Source organism: Williamsia maris, from assembly GCF_024171815.1.
In the GTDB taxonomy this organism is placed as follows: domain Bacteria; phylum Actinomycetota; class Actinomycetes; order Mycobacteriales; family Mycobacteriaceae; genus Williamsia_A; species Williamsia_A maris.
In genome coordinates, this window is the sequence record NZ_JAMTCJ010000001.1 from 1,357,257 (window position 1) to 1,375,052 (window position 17,796).

A 17,796-nucleotide genomic window follows, 5' to 3' on the forward strand; every position below is an offset into this window, starting at 1 on the left:
CGTGGTTCAGCAGTCGAGCTCGACGGTCACGGTGACCGCGCCGGTGTCCGCGGCCACGACACCGTCGGTGTCGGTGAACCGCCCGAGATCGGCGATACCGGGGAAGTACCCGACGTCGCCGTAGTACAGGACGAGCACCCGGTCGGGGGCGTAGTAGCCCAGCGTTCCCGGTCCGGGGTCGGCACCGGCGGGCATGCCGGTCATCGGCAGCGCCGGGATCTCCGCGGTCTTCTCGACACGGCCGTAGTCGGTGGCGTCCGCCGTGATCGGCAGCCGGTCACGCAGCGCACGCGCCGCGGGGCTCGCATTGAGCGACCCCGTCAGCGCTGTCGCTCCGAAGCGGATGCGGATCGGGGTGGTGGATGCGTCTGCGTTCGTGCATGTTCGAGGTGTGCCGGCGGCGGGCGTCGACGTGCTCGGGCTCGTCGGGTCGGGTTGCGCGACGTCGGATCCAGATCCGGACGCGCACGCGCCGACCGCGAACACAGCGGCAAGAACGGCGGCAGATCCGTTGGCCCGCAGGCCTACAGCCCCACGGTCTGGCCGCCGTCGACCACCATCGCGTGCCCGATGGTGAAGGCAGCGAGCGGCGAACACAGCCAGAGCACCGCGGAGGCGATCTCCTCGGGCCTGCCCATACGGCCGATGGGCTCCTGGGCGATGACCCGCGCCCGTCCCTCCGGGGTGCCGCCGGAGAACCGGTCCATCATGGGGGTGTCGATGATGCCCGGGCAGATCGCGTTGATCCGCACCCCCCGATCGGCGTAGTCGAGTGCGGCGGACTTCGTCATCCCCAGCATCCCGTGTTTGGCTGCGGCATAGGCGCTCTGACCACGGATCCCGATCACCCCGGCGCCCGAGGCGGTGTTGACGATCGCGCCGCGACCGTTCGCGAGCATCAGAGGGATCTCGTGCTTCATGGACAGGAACGTGCCGCGGAGGTCCACGTCGATGACACGGTCGAAGTCGGCGGCGGTGATGTCGGCCAGGGCGGTCACCGGCTGCTCGACACCGGCGTTGTTGAACGCGATGTCGAGGCGACCGAACTCGTCGACGGTCGCCCTGAGTGCGCTCGCGATCGATTCGGCGTCGGTCACGTCGCAGTACACCGACAGGGCCCGTCCGCCCGCACCACGAACAAGGTCGGCCGTCTCCTCCGTCGACCCGTCGTCGACGCCGGTGCACACCACCGATGCCCCCTGTTCGGCGAACGCGACGGCCGTCGCCCGACCGATACCGGTACCGGCGCCGGTGATGAACACGACGCGGTCTGAGAACTGATGATCTGTCATGTCCCCACCACAGCACCGGATGCGCGCGTGCGGGAGTCCTCCTCGATGGAGGCACGCACAGGGACCCCCACCACCGCGGATCCCCGACTACCGTCGCAGTGTGGGCGTCGACAACAAGGCGGAGGTACGGGATTTCCTGACCTCGCGCCGAGCCAAGCTCTCGCCCGAGGTGGTCGGGCTCCCCGCCGGGACGAACCGTCGGGTCGCCGGACTGCGTCGCAGTGAGGTGGCCGTGCTGGCCGGGGTCAGCGTGGAGTACTACACACGCCTGGAACGGGGCTCGATCAGCGGCGCATCCCCGGAGATCCTCGACGCACTGGCGCGTGCGCTGCTCCTCGACGACGCCGAACGCGCCCACCTGTTCGACCTCGCCCACGCGGCCAGTCCGGTCGCCCGCCCGCCCCGGCGACGCACCACGACGTCGTGGAAGGCGCACGAGAGCCTGCAGTGGACGCTGGACGCGATCACCGCCGGACCGGCGTTCGTCCGCAACGGACGCATGGACGTCCTCGCGGTCAACCCGCTCGCGCGAGCCTTCTACGACGAGGTGTTCGACATGCCGGGGCAGCTGCCGAACATCGCGCGCTACACCTTCCTCGACGAGCGGGCCGCCATCTTCTACCCGGACTGGGACCTGTTCGCCGAGGTCACGGTGTCGATCCTCCGCACCGAGGCAGCCCGCGACCCGCACAACAAGGAACTACACGACCTCATCGGTGAACTGTCCACCCGCAGTGACGATTTCCGTCGGCAGTGGGGCAGGCACGATGTCCGCCACCACGGCACCGGCTCCAAGAGCTTCCACCACCGGGTGGTCGGCGAGATGACCCTGGCCTACGAGGGCCTCGAGATGGCCGCCGAACCCGGACTCACCCTGACCATCTATGCGGCTGCCCCGGGATCGTCGTCGGAGCAGGCGCTACGTCTCTTGTCCTCGTGGGCGGCAACCGAATTCGCCGGCGAGACCGAACAGCGGGCCGCGCACCGCGACTGATCTCAGCGTCCGTCCCGGTCAGGGGCGAACTCGGACAGCTGGGCGGTCAGCTCGCGCGCGTAATCGAGCTGGGTGCTCAACTTCTCGCACGCCTGCGTCGCCCGGGTGTGACATCCGGCGAGATAGTCGGTCGCCGCGGCTTTCTCGGTGGCCGTGGCGTCCGGATCGTCGAGCGCCGCGAGTGATTCGAGCAGCGACCGCATCTCGTCGAGCGTGAAGCCCAGCGGCTTCATCCGGCGGATCGCGAGGAGTCGGTCGATGTCATCGGCGGTGTAGAGCCGGAAGCCGCCGGCCGATCGCGCCGACGGCACGACGAGCCCCACCTCGTCGTAGTGCCGGATCGTCTTGATCGACAGCGCGGTTCGCTCGGCCACCTCGCCGATCTGCAGATGCGCCCCGGTGTTGTCAGTGTCCGGCACCGAGTTGTCCGCTCAAGAGGTCGTGGCGCTCGGCGCTGTGGTCATCGAGACCGATGATGCTGACCGTCTTGCCCTTTGCCGCATATTTACCGGTGATCGCATCGAGGGTGGCGACGGTGGAGGCATCCCACACGTGGGCGTCACTGAGGTCGATCACCACGTTCTCGGGATCGCCGACATAGTCGAACTGGTAGATCAGATCGTTGCTGGAGGCGAAGAACAGCTCGCCCCGCACGGCGTAGACACGGGTGTCCTCATCGGGATGCGCGATGTCGACGACTTCGGTCATGTGAGCGACACGACGTGCGAAAAGCACCATGGCGGTCAGCGTTCCGGCACCGACCCCGTAGGCGAGGTTCCCGGTGGGAACCGTCACCGCGACGGTCGCGAGCATCACCAGCGTCTCGCTCTTGGGCATCCGATTCAACGTCGACGGCGTGATGCTGTGCCAGTCGAACGTGCCGACGGAGACCATGACCATCACCGCGACCAGCGCCGCCATCGGGATCAGCGCCACGATGTCGCCGAGCCCGACCACCAGGATCAACAGGAACACCCCGGCGAGGAACGTCGAGATCCGGGTACGCGCACCGGACACCTTCACGTTGATCATCGTCTGACCGATCATCGCGCACCCGCCCAGACCGCCGAAGAAGCCGGTCACGATGTTCGCGATGCCCTGTCCGGTGCTCTCACGGGTCTTGTCGGAATGGGTGTCGGTGATGTCGTCGACGAACTTGGCCGTCATCAGCGATTCGAGCAGCCCGACGATCGCCATGGTCAGTGCGTACGGCGCGATGATCGACAGCGTGTGCCAGGTGTACGGCACATCCGGGATGAGGAAGGACGGCAGGTTCGACGGCAGCTTCCCCTCGTCACCCACGTTGGGAACGTTGTTCCAGCCGAACACGATCGTCGCGCCGGTGAGCAGCACGATGGCGACCAACGGCGCCGGGACGACCGAACTCACCCGGGGGAGGAACACCATGATCGCGATACCGACGGCGACCAGCGGGTACACCAGCCACGGGACGCCGATGAGGTGGGTGAGCTGCGAGATGAAGATCAGGATCGCGAGAGCGTTGACGAATCCGACCATCACGCTGCGCGGGATGAAGCGCATCAGCTTGGCCACACCGAGCAGAGACAACACGATCTGCAGGATCCCGGCCAGGATCACCGCCGCGATCAAGTAGTCGAGACCGTGGTCCTTGACCAACGGCGCGACGACGAGGGCGACCGCGCCGGTCGCCGCGGAGATCATCGCCGGGCGTCCACCGACGATCGCGATGGTCACCGCCATGGTGAACGACGCGAACAGGCCGATCTTCGGATCGACGCCGGCGATGATCGAGAACGAGATCGCCTCCGGGATCAGCGCGAGCGCGACGACGAGTCCGGCGAGCACCTCTGTCCGGAGTCGGGCGGGCGAGCGCAGTGCCAGGCGGACCGACTGTTCCTGCGCCGGGGTGACCGGCTTCGCGGACGATGTCATTGCAGGAACCCTACCCTCCCCGGAGGGGAGAGTTGACCACGTCGCCTCGGCGTCAAGAACCCGTTAAGGTTGTCCACGGTGCGCCGGGAAGTCTGGTCGGCAACAGTTTTGTCGACCCACGACCCCGAAGGATCTGCTCATAAACGCCCCGAAGATCTCCCCGCCGTCGCCCACCGAGTTCGTCCGCTACCTACGGACCGAGACGTTCGGCGGGATGGTCCTGCTCGCCGCGGCCGCCGTCGCCTTGCTCTGGGCGAACTCCCCCTGGTCCGACGCCTACCTCTCACTGCGCGACGCACACGTGGGCACCGACGTCCTGGGCCTCGACCTCACCGTCGGACACTGGGCGCAGGAGGGGCTGCTCGCGGTGTTCTTCTTCGTCGCCGGCCTCGAACTCAAACGCGAGATCGTGCTCGGCGAGCTGTCCGCGTTCAAACAGGCCATCCTCCCGGTGGTTGCTGCGGTCGGCGGCGTCGTCATCCCGATCCTCATCTGTCTCGCGATCGGCTGGGGCACAACGGGAATCGAGAAGGCCTGGGCCATCCCGGCAGCCACCGACATCGCCTTCGCGTTGGGAGTCCTGGCGCTGGTGGGTTCCCGGGTCCCGTCGGGGGCGCGGGTGTTCCTGCTCGCGCTCGCCGTCGTCGACGACCTCATCGCCATCGCCATCATCGCCGCGGTGTTCACCGACAGCCTCGATCTGGTGGCGCTCGCGATCGGCGCCGCGGCGATGGTGGCCTACTGGTTCTGCCAGCGCCGCAGGATCACCAGCCCCCTGGTCTACGTACCACTGGCCGTCATCACCTGGGTCGCCGTTTACAACGCAGGCATCCACGCCACGATCGCGGGCGTCGCCCTGGGCCTGCTCACGCGCGTACGTCCCGACCCCGGCGAGGAATGCGCTCCCGGTGCGCGACTCGAGCATCGGCTCCAACCGATATCGGCGGCGATCTGCGTCCCGCTGTTCGCGTTGTTCGCCGCCGGCGTCCCGCTGAACGCGTCCATCGTCGGCGACCTCTTCGGCGACCGCATCGCGATCGGGATCATGGTCGGTCTCATCGTCGGCAAGACCATCGGGATCTTCGGCGCCAGTTGGGTGCTCATCCGACTCGGCCTGGCCAGCCGACCGGACGGCTTCTTCACCAGAGACCTTCTGGCCGTGGCCATCCTGGGCGGCATCGGCTTCACCGTCAGCCTGCTCATCGCCGACCTCGCCCTGTCGCCCGCACAGGCCGAACTCGCCAAGGCCGCAGTCCTGCTCAGCTCGCTGGTCGCATCACTGCTCGGCGCGGCCGCGCTGATCCGACGCGGCCGCGTGCACAGCCGACTGCTCGACGACTAGGCGACATCACCACCAGGCCGGTCGCCTCAGGAGAGGTCGGCGAAGTGCTTGACGGTGTCGGTGCGCAGCGTCGACAGCAGCGGTGCGGCCGCCGCCGAGGTCCCGGGCAGCCTGGCCGCCGGACCCGCGAGCTCGATGGCGAAGGCCCACGTGAGCCGGCTGCCGTGCTCGGCGGGGACGATCTCGGTCATCTCCCCGAACCGTCGCAGGCTCGGGACGTTGGACTCCACGACGCGAAAAGCGTTGCGGTAGCGGCCCGCTCCCGGATCCTCGGTCCAGTCGAAGAAGTACTCCGACAGGTGCAGGCCGCCGGGGGCCAGGACAGCAGAGCGGGTGGTCCCGACACCGTAGGGGGCATCGGAGGTGAAGGTGATCTTCTTGATCAGCCGGCACCAGTCGAGGGTGTTCTGCCTGCTGAACTCGGCCCACGCGCCCGCCGGGGAGATGGGCAGGTCGACGCTGAACCGGTAGGCGATCGGGGCGGAGTCGAAGAAGTCCAGTTCGAACGGTTCCAGGGTGTGGGTGGCCATCGCGCACGCTCCTCGGTGATCAGACGGTCGGGTCGGTGCCGAGCCTAGTGCTCAGAGGTCGCGACAACGCGGGGTCGCAGGACCACGTAGACGACGATCCCGACGACCAACGCCCAGAACGCGGAGCCGATCCCGACGAACGCCGTGCCCGACGCGGCCACCACGAAGGTCGCGACGGCCGCCGTCCGGTGCTGCGTCGACCCGCCGTCGGAGCCCACCGCGGCCGCGATCGCCGACCCCAGCGTGGCCAGCAGCGCCACCCCGGCCACGGCCTGCACCACCCCGGCGGGCGCGAGGACGACGAGCGTGGCCATCGCGGCCGAGGCGGCCCCGAGCACGAGGTAGCTGACACCGCCCGCGACCGCGGCGACCCATCGGCGCCCCCGATCGGGGTCGGCCTGGGGACCTGCGGCCAGCGCGGCGCTGATCGCCGCCAGGTTCATCACGTGCCCACCGAACCCGGCGCCGAGCACCGTCCCGAGACCGGTCACCGACATCGACGCCCGCCACGGCACCCGGTATCCGAACGAGGTCATGATCGCGACCCCTGGGACGTTCTGCGCGGCCATCGTCACGATGTAGAGCGGGATGGCCAGGCCGGTCACGGCCTGGAACGTCCAGTGCGGCATGGTCCAGACCGGTTGCGGCACCAGCGACGCGGCGTCGACGTGCGAGCCCGCCCGGATCACCTCGACCACGATGACCACCGCGGCGACACCGAACGCGCCCGGCACCGCCCACCGCGGGGCCCACCGCAGCAGCACCAACCAGCTGAGCAGGATCGGCGCGATCACGGCCGGGTCGTGGGCCAGCGCGGTCACCGGTGCCAGACACAGCGGGAGCAGGACCCCGGCCAGCATCGCCTGGGCGACCGGCATCGGGATCCGCCCGATGAGGTCCGACAGTCCCGACCACAGGCCGGTGATCACGATCAGCACTCCGACGACGACGAAGGCACCGACCGCGGCGGGCCAGCCACCGGCCACCACCCCCGTCGTCGCCAGCAGCGCGGCGCCTGGCGTGGACCACGCCAGGACCACCGGGATCCGGTGTCGTAGCGACAGCACGATCATCCCGACGGCCTGCAGCAGGCAGACCGCGAGCAGCCCGGACGCGGCCTGCGCCGGTGATGCACCCACCGCGCGCAGACCGGCGAGCACCACGGTGAAGGAACTGGTGAAGCCGACGACGGCCGAGACGACCCCCGCGCCGATCGGTACGGACAGACCGACCCGGTCGACGGTGTCGACGTCATCGGGCGGGTTGTCGGGCACGGCACACCTTCTACTCGGGCGGTTTCGTCCACCGCGGCCCGATGGTCGTTCCGCAAACAGAACGTTCTGGATACGGAACGTAGCACGTAGGCTCGGGCCATGGCAGCGGGTTCGGCGTCGGTCGAGATCGGGCGACGCGTCCGTGCGCTGCGGGCCGAGCGCGGCCTGAGCCTGTCCGAGCTCGCCCGCAGATCATCCGTCGGCAAGGGGTCGCTGTCGGAGATCGAGACCGGGCAGCGCAACCCGACCATCGAGACGCTCTACGCGCTGTGCGCCCCGCTCGGAGTGGCGATGTCCGCGCTGATCGGAACCCTGCAGGTCCGCACCAGCAGCGGCGGGATGGTGTCGACGACGCTCGACGTGCGCGAGCTGCCGGACTCGACCGTCGAGGTGTTCCGATTGCAGTACGAGGCCGGGGCCGACCACACCTCCCCCGCCCACGTCGCCGGTGTCACCGAACATCTGACCGTGGTCGCCGGTCGTCTTCTGGTCGGCCCGGTCGACGCCCTGCGGACCGTCGGTGCGGGCGAGTCGACGAGCTGGGAGAGCGACCGGCCGCATCGATACAGCGCGACCGAGGGTGCCGCCGAGGCGGTCGTCGTCATAGTCACGCCCCGGCATGGCACGATGAGCGCGTAGACCGACAATGGAGGAGCAGCTGTGAGCCTGGACGACCGTGCCCGCGGAGATGTGGGCCGAAACGTTTCTGCCATCCCGCTGAGTGACCCCCACGCGCCCGCCGAGCAGTCCGTCGGCGGACTCGTCAAGGACGCGACGACCCACATGTCGACCCTGTTCCGGTCGGAGCTCGAGCTCGCGAAGACCGAGATCGTCGGCGAGGCCAAGAAGGCCGGCATCAGTGCGGCCCTGTTCATCGTCGCCGGTGCGATCGCGCTGTACGCCAGTTTCTTTTTCTTCTTCTTCCTCGCCGAACTGCTCGACGAATGGCTGCCGCGGTGGGCCGCGTTCGGGATCGTCTTCCTGATCCTGCTGGTCATCGCCATCGTCGCGGGCATCGTCGGCTTCGTCATCGTCAAGCGCATCCGTGGCCCGAAGAAGACCATCGACTCGGTCAAGGCCGTCCCGTCGGTGCTCCCCGGATCCGGCAAGGGCGCCCCGGCCGACCTCCCCGGCGGCCTGGGTTCGGCGCCACGCGGTTGATCCGCCTCCGCTGTGCCGGCGCCTGACCCGTCATCGGTACGGATCGAGGGACCCTGGACCCATCTCGATGTCCGGGCCAACGGGATCCGGTTCCACGCCGTCGAATGCGGTGACGGTCGCATCGACCGACCCCTGGTGTTGCTGCTGCACGGGTTCGGCGAGTTCTGGTGGAGTTGGCGGCACCAGCTCGAGTCGCTGACCGCGCAGGGGTACCGCGCCGTCGCCCTCGATCTGCGTGGCTACGGCGACTCCGACAAGCCACCGCGCGGGTACGACGGTTGGACCCTCGCCGGCGACACCAACGCCCTGATCCGTTCCCTCGGCCATTCCGACGCCGCGTTGGTCGGGCATGCCGACGGCGGTCTGGTCGCCTGGGCGACCGCCACCCTGCACCCGCGCGCGGTACGTTCCGTCGCCGTCATCGGATCACCCCACCCGCGAGCCCTGCGGTACGCGGTGGTCCGCGACGGTGCCCAGCGCTCGGCGTTCCTGAGCGGGTTCCTCGGCAACCAGCTGCCGCGGACCGCGGAGAAGACCCTGACCCGTTCCGACGGCGCGTTCATCGCGGACATGTTCGCCCGCCGCACCGCGTCGGCCTGGCAGCACACCGACGAGTACGCCGAGGTCATCCGACGCAATCGCGCCGCGATCCAGATCCCCGGCGTCGCGTTCTGCAGTCTGGAATACCGTCGGTGGGCGTTCCGGTCACAGCTGCGACGTGACGGCGTCAAGTTCCTCGCGCTGATGAACCAGCGTCTGCACATACCGGTTCTCGCCGCCCGTGGTCACCTCGACGACTACATGCTGTCCGAGACCGTGTCGGCCAGTCGGTACTGGGCGTCGCGGATGACCTACGCCGAGGTCGACGGCAGCGGGCACTACGCGCACGAGGAGAACCCCGACCAGGTCACCGAACTGCTCCTCGAGCACCTGCAGCTCGTCTGAGCCTGCGGGTCAGAGCATCTCGGTGGCGTAGACCGGAGCGAGTTCGGCCGCCAGCGTCCGGCGCTCGGCGATCTGTTCGGCCGTCAACTCCGGCGGAGGACTCGTCCGGGTCGGGATGCGATCACCCACCCGGTCGAAGAACTCCTCCTGCCCCGCCGGGGAACACAGACACAGCATGCGTGCCGACACGTCGGACCGGTTGACGAAATTGTGGGGCGCGTTGGCCGGGATGTTGACGGTGTTCCCCGCGGCCACGGTCGTCGTGACGCCACGGAAGGTGAACGCGATCTCGCCGCTGAGGATGGTGAACATCTCCTCGAAGTCGTGCCGATGTGGCGGCGGACCACCACCGGGCGGGATCTCCATGTCGATCAGGCAGTACCGACCGGCGGTCTGCTCACCGGTCACCAGCACCGAGTAGGTGTCCCCGGCGAGGAAGATGTGCGCCACGACGGGATCGTCCCGGCCGGAGACGGTCAGTTCGCGCGTCGGGTCGTCGTCGGGAATCGGCATGCCGGGCTCCATTTCGTGGGTCGTGCTGATGGCTCGCGTGATGAACGGTCGGAGGTCAGGGTTGCGCGAAGTGCGCACGCAGGAACTGCCCCGCGGCGTCGAGGGCCGCGGCCCCCTCGTCGAGGATCGCGGCGAACGCCTGGAAGACGTGGGGCACGCCCGGGGTGATCTGCAGGCTGATCTCTACGTCGGCCCTCGCTGCGGCGGCGGCCACGCGAATCGCGTCGTCGAGCAGGATCTCGTTCGATCCCGCCTGTACGAGCAGAGGGGGGAGCCCGGTGAGATCGGCGTACACCGGACTCAGCAGCGGGTCGGACGGGTCCGACATCCCGACGTAATCGATGGCGCGCGTACGCAATCCGTCGACCGTCAGAGCTGGGTCGATCCCGGCTCGGGAGTCGATCGTCGTACCGGACAGCGTCAGATCCGCCCATGGGGAGAAGACCGCGGCGGCCGACGGCATCGGCAGGTCACGATCGCGCAGAGCGAGGAGCGTGGCCAGGGCGAGTCCTCCGCCCGCCGACTCGCCCACCACGGCCACGTGACCGGGCTCGGTCACCTCCAGTAGTGCCGTGTACGCAGCGACGGCGTCCTCGATCGCCGCCGGGAACGGCGATTCCGGCGCCAGTCGGTAGTCGACGGTGACGGCGCGGGCACGAGATCGGCGTATGAGGTCTCCGACGAGGCCGACCGACGACGCGGCCGTTCCGAGCGAGTACGCCCCGCCGTGCAGGTACAGCACCACGTCGTCCGTGCTGACCCCCGCGATCTCGACCGACACGACATCGACGCCGCCGAGCCGATCCGGGGTCGCGACCACATCGTCGGGCAACGGGAACGCGGTGAGCATCTCGACCAGCACGCGGCGTTGTTCGTGGACCTCGCCTCCGAGGTCGAGGGGCCCGCTGCGCAGCATCTCCGCAACCGCTCGCTTCTGGCCATCGGTCATGGTCGTTGGACCCTTCGTCAATTGAGTAGCCGACTACGTAATAGTAGGCGTGGACGCCGCGAACGCAACGGGGAAGGCAGAATGTCCGACATGGACCGTCGCGCTCCCGTCGCCAACACGCTCGAGAGCCGGTTTCCCGTCAGCTATTCGATCTATGCGATGGCCCGCGTGCAGCGAGCACTCGCCGCGACCGGGCTGGCCGACCTCGGACTGTTCCCCGCGCAGGAGATCCTGCTGACCGAACTCGACGGGGACGACGGGCGGTCCCAGAAGGCCCTTGCGGAGACGATGGGGATCAGTCACGTGACGGTGGCGAAGATGACGGCGCGACTGGAGCGCGCCGGGCTGGTGGCCCGTCGCACGTCATCGACCGACCGACGGGTCAGCCTCGTGTTCCTCACCCCGGCCGGGCGCAGCGCACAGGAGGGCATCCGCGCCGTCTGGGCGGGTCTCGAGGCGATCGTCAACCGCGAACTCGACCCACAGGCCAAGCAGGATTATCTCGCCGGTGCCGCCAAGATCCGTCGCGCTCTCGACGCGTCGGGTTCCGGCGACGCCGGCGAGTAGCGCCGGCCCGTCATCGGATCTAGGACGAGTGCACGCAGGACATCGTGTCGACGGCGGCGTTACGGCCCTCGGACGCCTGCAGGTTGTCCTGGACCTGCTTGGCGGTGAGCACGAACCCGGTCTGACTCGAGGTGTCCTCGGCGGCGCCGAAGATCACGCCGAGCACCTGACCGTCCGAATTGATCAGCGGTCCACCGGAATTGCCCTGCCGGATGGATCCGCGGACGGTGTAGACCTCACGACGGACCTGTCCGTCGCGGTAGATGTCGGGGCCGGACAGGTTGACCACCTCGCGGATGCGCTCCGGGCTCGCGGTGAACGGGCCCGCTTCCGGATAACCCAGCGCGATGGCGTCGTCGCCGGTGTCCGCGGGCTGGTCGACGAAGTCCAGTGCCGGTGCGGTGAGTCCGGGTACGTCGAGCACGGCGATGTCGTTGCGGGAGTCGAAGAGAACCACCTTCGCGTCCAGCGGTCCGTCGTTGGACTGCACCTTCAGGGTGCGGGTGCCCGCGACCACGTGTGCGTTGGTCATCACCCGCTCGGGGGACACGACGAAGCCGCTGCCCTCCAGCGCCTGGTTGCAACTCGGGGCGATGCCCTCGATCTTGACCACGCTGGGACGCACCTGGCTGATCACCGGCAGGTTGAGCAGGGTGGTGTCGGGCGGGTTGACGTTGGTGATCGGGGTCCGGCCGAACGGACCGATGACCTCGGGCAGACCCGAGTCGTCGAGGAGGGAGCTGAAGTCGCTGGGCAGCTCACGCAACCACTGCGGCGCAACCTGATCGACCCCGCTGAGCACCTTCGAACCGCGTACGGCGTTGGCGATGGACGGTTCGGCGGCACTGCTGACCGGGATGGCCAGCAGCCACGCCGCGACCAGCACGGCGACCGCCTGTAGCAGCGACCCGACACCGCTGTCGGCACGCCGGAACGCCGCCGATCGGATGCCGCTGCGCGCGGCCCGACCGAGCACCATCCCGGACACCTCGCCGATGACCACCAACAGCACCAGCAGTCCAACCCCGACGACGAGTCGCCACCGGCGGTCACCGATGTGGTCGATGATGTGTGGCGCCAACATGATCCCGGCGACCGCGCCGAGGACGACACCGAGGAACGCCAGCGCCGACGCGAGCGCGCCCTGTCGGTATCCGGAGGCGGCGGCCAGCAGGGCGACCACGACGACGGCGATGTCGACCCACGCCGACCCGCTCATCGCTGACCCGCCCGGTCCAGCATGTCGCCGAGGTCACGGACGTCGTCGGTGTCCCACGGGACATCCCAGCCCGCGGTCTCGAAGATCGCGGCCAGCAGTCCGCCGGTGAAGCCCCACACGAGCATGTCCTCCACCCAGAAGGCCGGGCCCCGATAGACCCGCCCTCCCATCACCGAGCGCTGTACCTGAAAACGATTGTCCGGAGAGAGTAAGTCGCGCAGTGGCACTCGCGCGACCCGGGCGGTCTCGCCCTGGTCGACCGCGCGGACCGGGCTCGGCGTGGGCCAGTGGGCGATCACGGGCACCACGTCGAATCCCGACGGCGGCACCGGGAACGACCGCAACTGCGCCACGGGCACGACGCTGTCCGGGTCGAGTCCGGTCTCCTCCTGCGCCTCGCGCAGCGCGGTGCCCACGGGGTAGTCGTCACCGGGGTCGACGGCTCCTCCGGGGAACGCGACCTGGCCGGGATGGTTGCGCAGCGTGTTCGCCCGCTGGGTGAGCAGCACGTCGGCGTCGACGGGCGGTGTCCCGTCCGCGGCGGCGTCGAACGATCCGCCGAACAGCACGAGGACCGACGCCGGTCGGGCGCTGCGCTTGCGGGTGAGTGCGAGCAGTCGGGTGCGGTCGCCGCCGCGGTTGTTGACGCTGTCGGTGACCCCGTCGACGTTGTCGGTGAGCGATCGCAGCCATGACGGGATGGACTCGTCGGACGTCAGCGGTCCGGCGACGGTGCGGGCACCGTCGTCGTCCGTCCGGTCGGTCACAGGCTCGTGCCGAGGTACTGGTTCACCGAGTCGGTGACCGCCTGGGTGTCGGGGAAGACGGTGGGCAGCACCTTCGCCACGGTCCCGTCGGCACGCACCAGGATCGACACCGGGTAGGCGCGCGGAGCGCCGAGAGCGGCGGCGATCCTCGACTGGGTGTCGACGACCGAGGGCAGGTGCACGTCGATCTCGCTGAGCAGACCGAGGGCGAGCACCGGGTTCTCCGACCCCTCCTTGGCCTGGACCGCCAGCACCTGGACGCGATCGCCGGCGACGCGCGCGAAGTCGGCGATGGACGGCAGTTCCTTGCGGCACGGCAGGCACCACGGTGCCCAGAAGTTGATCAGCAGGGGTTTCCCGGCGGTGGCGCTGCCCAGGTCGACCGTCCCGGGACCGCCGAGACACGGTGCCGTGACCCCCTTCAGGACGGACGCGGCCGGAGCGGGGGCGGTGCCGGTGGGGCACGGCGCAAGGGCCGCCCGGTCGCGGGCGGCGGAGAGGTCGTCGGCGCTGACCGATGCGGTCGCCCCGGGGATCGGCCCCGCCGACGCCGCCGGGCTGCCTGCCCCGAGACCGTCGTCGGACGAGCCGGAACCGCGCGGCCAGATGGCCGCGATCAACGCCACCACCACGATCAACGCAGCGATGGTCCAGCGTGCCGACGCGGGCACGCGTGAGAGACGGCTCATCACGCCGTCACCCCGGCCAACGCGAGCAGATGGTCGGTCTCGGGACCCTTCACCAGCTTCGCGGCGGCGGTCTTGTCGGTGGGGCCCTCCCCATAGGACGGGCAGTCCGCCGCGAGCACGCACACCCCGCAGGCCGGCTTCTTGGCGTGGCAGACGCGGCGCCCGTGGAAGATCACCCGGTGCGAGAGGTCGGTCCAGTTCTTGCGCTCGATCAGCTCTCCGACCGCGTGCTCGACCTTGACCGGGTCGGTCTCGGCGGTCCAGTTCCAGCGACGCACCAGTCGTCCGAAATGCGTGTCGACGGTGATGCCGGGGACGCCGAACGCGTTGCCCAGCACGACGTTCGCCGTCTTGCGACCGAATCCGGGCAGGGTGACGAGATCCTCGAGACGACCCGGGACCTCACCGTCGAAACGTTCCAGCAGTGCCTGTCCGAGACCGATGATCGAGTTGGCCTTGTTCCGGTAGAACCCGGTGGTGCGCACCATCTCCTCGAGTTCCTCACGCTGCGCGCTCGCGTAGGCCGTGGCGTCGGGATACCGCCGGAACAGGGCCGGGGTCACCATGTTGACGCGCACGTCGGTGCACTGCGCCGAGAGGATCGTCGCGACCGACAGTTCGAGCGGCGTCGTGAAGTCGAGTTCGCAGTACACATGCGGGAACGCGATCTGCAGCTCCCGGTCCATCCGCCGAGCGCGGCGGACGAGACCGGTGCGCGTCTCGGTACCGCGTTGCGCGGCAGTCTTCCGTCGAGAACGCGGCGCTGCCGCAGCCTGCGGTTCTCGTGAAGGATCGGTGGTCACGTGAGTCAGGGTACTGAGCAGACCTGAAGGCGATCTTCAGCATCCGGTCACGACCCGGCGGGGCGCGGCCGGAAGGTAACGCTTGGGTTCCACCTCGGGTTTCGTTGCCCTTCCGAGACCTGGATTGTGTTTACTGACCTTCATGCACGGACTCGCTGTACTGCTGTTCCCGGCGGTGCTCATGTTGTTCGCGTTGGCCATGGAGAAGATGGAATCGCAGATCGACGACGTGAGCGTCAACCGCGACCAGGTCGAGGAGTTCCTCGAAAGCGCAGCTCCGGAGCAGATGGACACCCTCGCCAAGGACGGCTTCCCCGCCGCACTCGACGAATTCCGCAGCCGCCGCGACTCGGTCGAACCCGAGTCGTTCGACTCCCCGACCGAGTCGAGCCGCGCGAGTTGATCACCGCGGTTCGATGACCCCGTAACCGGGCAGGTGAGGCGCTGTTGGACGTTCGTCGAACTCCGCTGGGGCTATGGCCGTAGACTCGATCACAACGAGTGACGAATCCAACATTCGGACATCACAAACTATGCGCGGGGCAGCCCGCGGCAGCACCCTCAGAAAGGGGCGTACGTGGAGGAAGTACTGGCCAGGGCCGGCATCTTTCAGGGAGTGGAGCCCAGTGCCGTCGCGGCGCTGACCAAGCAGCTCCAGCCTGTTGATTTCCCGCGCGGCCACGTCATCTTCAACGAGGGCGAGCCCGGCGATCGTCTCTACATCATCCTCGCGGGCAAGGTGAAGGTCGGCCGACGCTCGGTCGACGGCCGCGAGAACCTGCTCACGATCATGGGTCCGTCGGACATGTTCGGCGAGCTGTCGATCTTCGATCCCGGCCCGCGCACCTCCTCGGCGACCACGGTCACCGAGGTCCGCGCGGTGTCGATGGACCGCGACGCCCTCAAGGCGTGGATCGCCGACCGCCCCGAGATCGCCGAGCAGTTGCTGCGCGTGCTGGCCCGTCGCCTGCGCCGCACCAACAACAACCTCGCCGACCTCATCTTCACCGACGTCCCGGGTCGTGTCGCCAAGCAGCTGCTCCAGCTCGCCCAGCGCTTCGGCACCCAGGAGGCCGGTGCACTGCGCGTCACCCACGACCTCACGCAGGAGGAGATCGCCCAGCTCGTCGGCGCATCGCGCGAGACGGTCAACAAGGCGCTCGCCGACTTCGCCCAGCGTGGATGGCTGCGTCTCGAGGGCAAGAGCGTCCTCATCGCCGATTCAGAGCGTCTGGCCCGCCGCGCGCGCTGATCCCTCGGCTATCCCGCGACACCCATCGACTCCCGCGACAGTGATCACTGTCGCGGGAGTCGTTTCATGTCGCGGGAACCCTCAGTAAGGTCATGGTGTGACACACCCTCGTTCCAGACGTGACCCCCGCGCCGTGACACCGGTCGATGACGCCTGGATCGCCGCGGCGTCGGCGTTCGAACTGGCCGACGCGATCCGAACCGGGGCGACCACGTCGCGACGGGTGGTCGAGTTCCACATCGGGATCCTGCGCGAGCGCGAGGCCTTCGGGGCCATCGCCCGCGACCGATTCGACGACGCCCTCGCCGAGGCCGATGCCTCCGACGCCGGCTCCCCCGGCACCGCCACCGACCGCCCGCTGCAGGGTGTGCCGTGCACCATCAAGGAATCCATCCCGGTCACCGGCATGCCGCACACGGCGGGACTGTCCAGCCGCGCGGGCATCATCGCCGACGCAGATGCGATCGCCGTGCAACGACTCCGGCGCGCGGGAGCAATCGTCGTCGGCGTCACCAACACCGCGGAACTGTGCCTCGGTATCGAGAGCACCAACAGCGTCTACGGCCGTACCTCCAATCCCTATGATCGGCACCGCGTCTCGGGCGGATCGTCGGGTGGCGAGGGCTCGGCCATCGGAGGCGGAGGCATCCCGTTCGGCGTCGGTGGCGACACCGGCGGTTCGATCCGCATCCCGTCCTTCTACTGCGGCGTGTTCGGCCACAAGCCCTCCCCCGGCCTCGTCCCGGCCAACGAGTCCATCCCGTCGCTGTCCGGCGAGGAGGAGGTCGACCTGCTCGAGACCCTCGGTCCGATGGCACGGCGCGCATCCGACCTGATGCCACTGCTGCGCATCCTCGCCGACGACGACGGCACCCGTATCGGCACGATCGAGTCCGTCGACCTCGAGGGCCTGCGAGTCGTCATCCCCACCAAGTCGAGCTATCTGCGCCCGATGGACCGGTCCGTCCGCGATGCGCGGGACGCCGCCGGAGCCGCACTGGCCGACCGCGGGGCCGACGTCGTGTGGCAGCCGATGCCCGCCATGCGTCGGGTCATCGCCAGCTACCTGATGGAGTTGCGCAAGCACGCCGGGACCTCGGTGATGTCGTTGTTCGACTCGTTCGGCGAGCCCGGTTCGCGCCACCTGACCCCGGCCGTGCTGCGCGCCAACAGTCTTCAGTTGCAGCTCGCGATGATCGGTGACCGCCTGCCCGAGTTGCTGCCCGGTCCGGCACGGACCCTGCTGGACAAGTTCGCGGCCGACCTCGCCGAGGAGGTGGACGGCGCGATCGGGGACGGCGTCATGCTGCACCCGCCCCTGCCGCAGCCGGCCCCGCTGCATCACGGAACCCTGGCACGCCCCTGGTTGTTCGGCGGCGCGGCCATCTTCAACATGTTGGGCCTGGCCGTCACCGAGGTCCCGTTGGGCTTCAGCAGGCGCGGTCTGCCGGTCGGAGTCCAGGTGGCCGCGCGGCCGGGCAACGACAACGTCACCATCGCGGTGGCACTGGAACTCGAGAAGCAGTTCGGCGGATGGGTTGCGCCGCAGGACGTCGCCACCGGATCGGTCGCTACGACCACCTGA

Annotated in this window: 21 protein-coding genes; 9 read left to right on the top strand and 12 right to left on the bottom strand. The window is 69.0% G+C overall.

Annotated features, from left to right (window positions below; all coding sequences use genetic code 11):
• Positions 1 to 6: 6 nt before the first annotated feature.
• The gene (locus LX13_RS06470; RefSeq protein ID WP_253660438.1) at positions 7 to 486 is read right to left on the bottom strand and encodes a cyclophilin-like fold protein; all 480 of its coding nucleotides are present in this window, start codon (positions 484 to 486) and stop codon (positions 7 to 9) included.
• Positions 487 to 524: 38 nt separating this feature from the next.
• Positions 525 to 1,292, bottom strand: coding sequence for a glucose 1-dehydrogenase (locus tag LX13_RS06475; RefSeq protein WP_253660439.1), 768 nt, complete (start codon positions 1,290 to 1,292; stop codon positions 525 to 527).
• Between the two features lie 100 nt (positions 1,293 to 1,392).
• Between LX13_RS06475 and LX13_RS06480 the strand changes: the two genes are divergently transcribed.
• Complete coding sequence (locus LX13_RS06480) at positions 1,393 to 2,286, top strand: MmyB family transcriptional regulator (RefSeq protein ID WP_253660440.1); 894 nt, start codon at positions 1,393 to 1,395, stop codon at positions 2,284 to 2,286.
• 2 nt (positions 2,287 to 2,288) lie between these two features.
• Here LX13_RS06480 and LX13_RS06485 read toward each other — a convergent pair whose 3' ends face one another.
• Positions 2,289 to 2,705: a MerR family transcriptional regulator gene (locus LX13_RS06485; protein WP_253660441.1), complete on the bottom strand. Its 417-nt coding sequence runs from the start codon at positions 2,703 to 2,705 to the stop codon at positions 2,289 to 2,291.
• On the bottom strand, positions 2,692 to 4,200 hold the full coding sequence (locus tag LX13_RS06490; RefSeq protein ID WP_253660442.1) for a SulP family inorganic anion transporter: 1,509 nt from the start codon (positions 4,198 to 4,200) through the stop codon (positions 2,692 to 2,694). Before LX13_RS06490 ends, LX13_RS06485 begins: the two co-directional genes overlap by 14 nt.
• Before the next feature lie 154 nt (positions 4,201 to 4,354).
• On the opposite strand from LX13_RS06490, the gene nhaA reads away from it, so the two are divergent.
• Positions 4,355 to 5,542 (top strand): Na+/H+ antiporter NhaA, encoded by a 1,188-nt coding sequence (gene nhaA / locus LX13_RS06495; protein ID WP_253660590.1) that lies wholly within the window; start codon positions 4,355 to 4,357, stop codon positions 5,540 to 5,542.
• Between the two features lie 26 nt (positions 5,543 to 5,568).
• Here the strand turns inward: nhaA and LX13_RS06500 are convergent, their stop codons facing one another.
• Both LX13_RS06500 and LX13_RS06505 read right to left on the bottom strand, forming a co-directional pair.
• Positions 5,569 to 6,072, bottom strand: a complete 504-nt coding sequence (locus tag LX13_RS06500) for an SRPBCC family protein (protein WP_253660443.1) — start codon at positions 6,070 to 6,072, stop codon at positions 5,569 to 5,571.
• 44 nt (positions 6,073 to 6,116) lie between these two features.
• Entirely contained in the window at positions 6,117 to 7,346 is a 1,230-nt protein-coding gene (locus LX13_RS06505) for a benzoate/H(+) symporter BenE family transporter (protein WP_253660444.1), read from the bottom strand.
• Positions 7,347 to 7,445: 99 nt separating this feature from the next.
• Here LX13_RS06505 and LX13_RS06510 point away from each other — a divergent pair, with 99 nt between their 5' ends.
• Genes LX13_RS06510 through LX13_RS06520 form a run of 3 tightly spaced genes read left to right on the top strand, consistent with a single transcriptional unit; the run spans position 7,446 to position 9,452 of the window.
• Positions 7,446 to 7,985 (top strand): helix-turn-helix domain-containing protein, encoded by a 540-nt coding sequence (locus LX13_RS06510; RefSeq protein WP_253660445.1) that lies wholly within the window; start codon positions 7,446 to 7,448, stop codon positions 7,983 to 7,985.
• A 21-nt stretch (positions 7,986 to 8,006) separates the two neighbouring features.
• Positions 8,007 to 8,507 (top strand): phage holin family protein, encoded by a 501-nt coding sequence (locus LX13_RS06515; protein WP_253660446.1) that lies wholly within the window; start codon positions 8,007 to 8,009, stop codon positions 8,505 to 8,507.
• Positions 8,508 to 8,519: 12 nt separating this feature from the next.
• Positions 8,520 to 9,452: an alpha/beta fold hydrolase gene (locus LX13_RS06520; protein ID WP_253660447.1), complete on the top strand. Its 933-nt coding sequence runs from the start codon at positions 8,520 to 8,522 to the stop codon at positions 9,450 to 9,452.
• A gap of 9 nt (positions 9,453 to 9,461) precedes the next feature.
• Here the strand turns inward: LX13_RS06520 and LX13_RS06525 are convergent, their stop codons facing one another.
• Complete coding sequence (locus tag LX13_RS06525; RefSeq protein WP_253660448.1) at positions 9,462 to 9,965, bottom strand: cupin domain-containing protein; 504 nt, start codon at positions 9,963 to 9,965, stop codon at positions 9,462 to 9,464.
• A gap of 55 nt (positions 9,966 to 10,020) precedes the next feature.
• Positions 10,021 to 10,914, bottom strand: a complete 894-nt coding sequence (locus tag LX13_RS06530; RefSeq protein WP_253660449.1) for an alpha/beta hydrolase fold domain-containing protein — start codon at positions 10,912 to 10,914, stop codon at positions 10,021 to 10,023.
• 90 nt (positions 10,915 to 11,004) lie between these two features.
• On the opposite strand from LX13_RS06530, the gene LX13_RS06535 reads away from it, so the two are divergent.
• Entirely contained in the window at positions 11,005 to 11,481 is a 477-nt protein-coding gene (locus LX13_RS06535) for a MarR family winged helix-turn-helix transcriptional regulator (RefSeq protein ID WP_253660450.1), read from the top strand.
• A gap of 19 nt (positions 11,482 to 11,500) precedes the next feature.
• On the opposite strand, the gene LX13_RS06540 is transcribed toward LX13_RS06535, so the two are convergent.
• Genes LX13_RS06540 through nth form a run of 4 tightly spaced genes read right to left on the bottom strand, consistent with a single transcriptional unit; the run spans position 11,501 to position 14,842 of the window.
• Positions 11,501 to 12,700: a MarP family serine protease gene (locus LX13_RS06540; protein WP_253660451.1), complete on the bottom strand. Its 1,200-nt coding sequence runs from the start codon at positions 12,698 to 12,700 to the stop codon at positions 11,501 to 11,503.
• The gene (locus tag LX13_RS06545; protein ID WP_253660452.1) at positions 12,697 to 13,467 is read right to left on the bottom strand and encodes an NUDIX hydrolase; all 771 of its coding nucleotides are present in this window, start codon (positions 13,465 to 13,467) and stop codon (positions 12,697 to 12,699) included. The genes LX13_RS06540 and LX13_RS06545 overlap by 4 nt, the downstream gene beginning before the upstream one ends.
• Positions 13,464 to 14,156, bottom strand: a complete 693-nt coding sequence (locus LX13_RS06550; protein ID WP_253660453.1) for a TlpA disulfide reductase family protein — start codon at positions 14,154 to 14,156, stop codon at positions 13,464 to 13,466. The genes LX13_RS06545 and LX13_RS06550 overlap by 4 nt, the downstream gene beginning before the upstream one ends.
• A complete protein-coding gene (gene nth / locus LX13_RS06555; RefSeq protein ID WP_253660591.1) occupies positions 14,156 to 14,842 on the bottom strand; it encodes an endonuclease III in 687 nt (228 codons plus the stop codon). Before nth ends, LX13_RS06550 begins: the two co-directional genes overlap by 1 nt.
• A gap of 259 nt (positions 14,843 to 15,101) precedes the next feature.
• On the opposite strand from nth, the gene LX13_RS06560 reads away from it, so the two are divergent.
• From LX13_RS06560 to LX13_RS06570, 3 genes are all read left to right on the top strand, one after another.
• Positions 15,102 to 15,362 carry a hypothetical protein gene (locus LX13_RS06560; protein WP_253660454.1) on the top strand — a complete coding sequence of 87 codons (261 nt, stop codon included), beginning with the start codon at positions 15,102 to 15,104 and terminating at the stop codon, positions 15,360 to 15,362.
• A 174-nt stretch (positions 15,363 to 15,536) separates the two neighbouring features.
• Positions 15,537 to 16,211 (top strand): Crp/Fnr family transcriptional regulator, encoded by a 675-nt coding sequence (locus LX13_RS06565; protein ID WP_188486371.1) that lies wholly within the window; start codon positions 15,537 to 15,539, stop codon positions 16,209 to 16,211.
• A 133-nt stretch (positions 16,212 to 16,344) separates the two neighbouring features.
• Positions 16,345 to 17,796, top strand: a complete 1,452-nt coding sequence (locus LX13_RS06570) for an amidase (protein ID WP_253660455.1) — start codon at positions 16,345 to 16,347, stop codon at positions 17,794 to 17,796.